The following is a 4,089-nucleotide window of genomic DNA, read 5'->3' on the forward strand; positions in this document are numbered from 1 at the left end:
TAACGTATACGATACCAGTATGTAAGGGGGGAGGGGAGCACTCCGTCATTTGATGGCGGAGTACATCCACTAGGCTTGAGGTTAGTGCTTAATTTTTACTTTCAAATTTTTTGATTGTTTCAGGAGTTACTGGTGTAAACAAATTAACTAAATTACCGTCAGGATCACGGAATAAAAGCGATTTGTTTCCCCAGGGCATTGTTGTTGGTTTCTGAACGATGTAAGGCTTTAAGAAATCAGCTAATCTTTCATAATCTTTTTCTACATCATCTACTAAAAACTCGATAATAGCACTGCGGTTTTGTGAAGCCTGTGCAACATCTGCTCCACCAAAAAACTGTAATGTTTTCGTGCTTCCTATAGCTAAAGTTGCTGTTTTTGTTTGCAGCTCAGCAAAATCAGGTGTGTATTGCACTACCGGCATACCTGTTACTTGCTCATAGAATTTTACCAAACCGTTTAAATCGGCAGTAATGATGCGAATGGATACTAAATTCATTTTTTTAGATTTTTAATTACGCAGCAAAAGTAATTTCACCTCATGACAGCGGTGTGTCAGGGGTCTTGAACTTTTTTTCTTTCTCAGCCAAATACTCCTGTAAGGTGAGCTTATGAGGAGCAAATTTTAATTTTGTTTGATGAATTTTCTGCATTCTGTCCAACCGAAACATTCTGTAATCCTTTCTTAATCTGCAATACGCAATGAGTGTCCAATTCTCTTGTAAACTGTAATACAATGCAAAAGGCTCTATTAGCCTTTCGGTTGTTTTGTTTGCATCTTCACTTTGATAAGTAATAATAAGCGCTTGAAAGTTGGTCAGCGCATTTTGGATTAACATGAGCGAATTACTTGTATTTATACCTGATATTGCAGGACTAACAGCAACTCGTTTTGATATCAATTCTGTCTTTTCTCTGGTGGAATATCGCAGAACTGCTTTAATTTTATTGATGGCTTTTATATATTCTTTAATAAGTGAACTGTCCCTGTTTTTAAGTACTAATTGTTCAACTGTAATTAAAGCATTTGCCTCGTTTTCGGAAAACATGATTGGTGGAATTTTATAACCTTCCATCAGGGAATATCCTTTTCCTTCTTCGGTTAATATAGGCACTCCTGCTTTTTCTAAAGCTCTAATATCGCGATAAATTGTTCGAACACTTACCCCAAATTTTTCAGCAAGACTGGTCGAAGTAATAAGTTGTTGTGTTTGTAGTTGGGTTAAAATTGCAGTCAGTCTTGAGATTCTCTTAATGTCATTATCTTTCATTGTAGGTGTGACGTTTTATTTTTTTTCGCATTACCGCCAGCTGTGTAAAAATGGGGCGTTTAAAAGTACGCCACTGTAGGCCGAAGCCAAAGCTCACCGGAAGGGGGAACTTTTCGGTTTGCCTATAAGCCGTGCATTTTTTACACTTTTTTGGCAATAGTTTTCTTTCAATCAAAAGGTAGTAAATCAGGTTCCATGAATTTCATTTTTGCCTTTTCTGAATTATAAATGTCAAATCCATAGTGACAAGACATTAATTCTGTAAAATTATTTTTAAGTCTTGGAAATTCAATCATAAATTCCTGAAAGCTAATAGAATCAGATTTGAGCATAAAATGATAAACTGCTTTGATTGCAGCAAAAGTCAAAGTTGTGTTATATTTGTTTTCTGCCCCAACGGATTTGATATATTCTCGCAATTGACGTGGTATGTTAGTTTCGGCTTTCTCAATGCCATATTTTTTAATGTTTATCCACGTCAATCTCAAATGTGCTTCGTGAGTGAAAATCTCTGGATTTAATTCGCAATTAATAAACTGCTGTTCAAATTCAGAAGTTTATGGTGGATCTACTTGTTATAAACTCGGAAAGACCCAGATTAATTTAGATTTTGATTTATTTTATTCTCTAATTCGTTACTCATTAGATTTTTGCTAATTATAATTCCATTTTTATCAATAAGTATATTTGATGGAGTCGAAGAAATTCCATAAGCTTTAAAAACTTCTCCTTCCCAGCCTTCTAAGTTACTTAGCTGTGACCATGATAAATTATCTTCATTTATTTCGTTGATCCAATTTGTTTTAGAATTATCCTTTGAAATACTAATGATATTCAAACCTTGTGAATGATATTTATCATAAACTTTTTTCAGAGTTGTATTCATTTTTAGACTCCCTTCACATGTTGATGACCAAAATTGAATGAGCGTTAATTTCCCGGTGAGGTCAGAAATCTTTTGAAGTTCGCCTTTCTTATTTGGAACTTGAAAATCTTTATATTTTTCACCTATTCCCGGCATGTCTTTTTCCAGGAAATTAGCAATTTTTTGACCTAAAGCAGAATCACGAACGTCTGTGGATAAAGTCAAATAGAGTTCTTTTATTTCTTGGTGGGTCATTCTTCTATTTCCATGTAGAAAATATGCACTCACTAATGAATTCGGATATTTCTTTATAAAATTAATTTCTCTTTTCTTTATGGTATCCTGAGGTAGATCTACAATATTTGCGTGAACTTCACTTCGTATTTTTTTAGATAAATCTTGACTTTTTGATCCATCAACAACTGCGTCACTAAAATTTGTATTTGATGCATCTAAAGTCATTTTACTCCCTTCTATCCAAAGTTCTTTAAAGTTTTTCTTATCCTTTGTAAATAACATTGAATACACCATAGACTCCTCAAGTTTTGTATTCATCGTAAAGTTATTATTCTCAACTTTTGTAGAATCTATAAATTTCCCGGTTACTAAATCTCTTAGAAATAGAAAAGTTCCGTCTTCTATGTTTGAAGTTTTACCAGTTAGAGAAAATTTATTTTGTTGAGCATTTAAATTTAAACTATAGAAACAGATTATTATTAGTAGAAATCTCAGCATAAAACTTATAGTTTTTAGTTCGAATTTTTTTCGAGCCTTATTTACAAGGTGTTTGTATAATACTAGTTGCGTGGTTTAAACATCTAATTTAGCAAATACAAACCGAATAGAAAATCCACAAGGATTTTCGTAAGTAGGTAACAACCTAGCAATTAATTTTTTATGTCTACAGATATTTTTAATAAATTCTATATTCAGTAAAATAATAATGAGCAAAAATTATACTTCAATATCCTTAATTTTTAACAAGTTGTTTTGAGCTATAATGCAACTTCAATAAATAATTAATTCCTAATAAAACTGAGAATAATAATAGTGCAAATAACTTTGTGCGATAGACGTCACCAAAAATCTCTAATCTTGGAAGAAATGTAAATGTTTTGAAAAGAGTAAAAAAACAAGGACAGTACTACCGCAACTATTTTTAAAAATTTTCTTTATCGACGGAAATTTAAATTGCACTCTCGTATTAGCCTCAATCTGCTCCATTACACTATCTGTGAAATTGTCTGTTGTTTTTAAAGTACTTTTCTTTAAAATAACTTTAGCCTGATCTTCGTTCATAATAATTGCCTTATTTCGTTACCTAACATTTTTTGAAGTTGTAGCTCCATATTTTTTCGACCTCGATTAGATCGACTTTAATTTTTGATTTGCTAAAGCTGAAGGCTTCCCTGAAGAAGAATTGTGTAATTTAGAGCTGTCCGAAAACGGGTATGTCTTCACCATAATGTTATTAGTGTTAACCAATGGTTTTACCAGTTTTGAGGACGCAAGTCAATTATGCAGTTATGTAGGAATCACTCCAACGATACGAGAATCTGGGAATAGTGTTCGAGGGAGAAGTTGGATTAGTAAAGTAGGTAACAAGAAACTCAGGAACCTCTTATTTTGTATGCCTTCAATGCTTGCAAGTACAATAGGGCTTGTAAGACGCTTTATGACCGTAATTGTAGCCAAGGGAAAGTAAGAAGCTTGCTCTATTGCTATATGTAATAAACTACTAAAACAGACATTTGCTTTGGCTACATCAGGTTTACCATACGATGAAAATTATGCGTCAAAATTAGGATAAAATACTTTAAAGTTAGCTTATTTCTTTGTTGTAAACAGGGGGAAGATAGGAATTCATTTTTTTTTCATATATTCAGCATTATTAATGTAGCCCTACCTGCCAAAGACTTTTTAAATGAAATCTTCCCTCTCCTTTACCATTTA

Annotated in this window: 5 protein-coding genes; 1 reads left to right on the forward strand and 4 read right to left on the reverse strand. The window is 32.8% G+C overall.

All coding sequences use genetic code 11. The features are described from left to right. Window positions 1-88: 88 nt before the first annotated feature. From AACY61_RS09865 to AACY61_RS09880, 4 genes are all read right to left on the reverse strand, one after another. Window positions 89-499 (reverse strand): VOC family protein, encoded by a 411-nt coding sequence (locus AACY61_RS09865; RefSeq protein WP_228251637.1) that lies wholly within the window; start codon window positions 497-499, stop codon window positions 89-91. 40 nt (window positions 500-539) lie between these two features. Continuing rightward, the gene (locus tag AACY61_RS09870; protein WP_228251636.1) at window positions 540-1,271 is read right to left on the reverse strand and encodes a YafY family protein; all 732 of its coding nucleotides are present in this window, start codon (window positions 1,269-1,271) and stop codon (window positions 540-542) included. Between the two features lie 167 nt (window positions 1,272-1,438). Continuing rightward, the gene (locus AACY61_RS09875; RefSeq protein WP_228251635.1) at window positions 1,439-1,753 is read right to left on the reverse strand and encodes a hypothetical protein; all 315 of its coding nucleotides are present in this window, start codon (window positions 1,751-1,753) and stop codon (window positions 1,439-1,441) included. Window positions 1,754-1,869: 116 nt separating this feature from the next. Further along, window positions 1,870-2,871, reverse strand: coding sequence for a TlpA disulfide reductase family protein (locus AACY61_RS09880; RefSeq protein WP_339611414.1), 1,002 nt, complete (start codon window positions 2,869-2,871; stop codon window positions 1,870-1,872). Between the two features lie 730 nt (window positions 2,872-3,601). Here AACY61_RS09880 and AACY61_RS09885 point away from each other — a divergent pair. Then, entirely contained in the window at window positions 3,602-3,841 is a 240-nt protein-coding gene (locus tag AACY61_RS09885; RefSeq protein ID WP_317206097.1) for a transposase, read from the forward strand. Window positions 3,842-4,089: the final 248 nt, after the last annotated feature.

The sequence above is a fragment of the uncultured Planktosalinus sp. genome (assembly GCF_963973675.1).
Lineage (GTDB): Bacteria > Bacteroidota > Bacteroidia > Flavobacteriales > Flavobacteriaceae > Planktosalinus.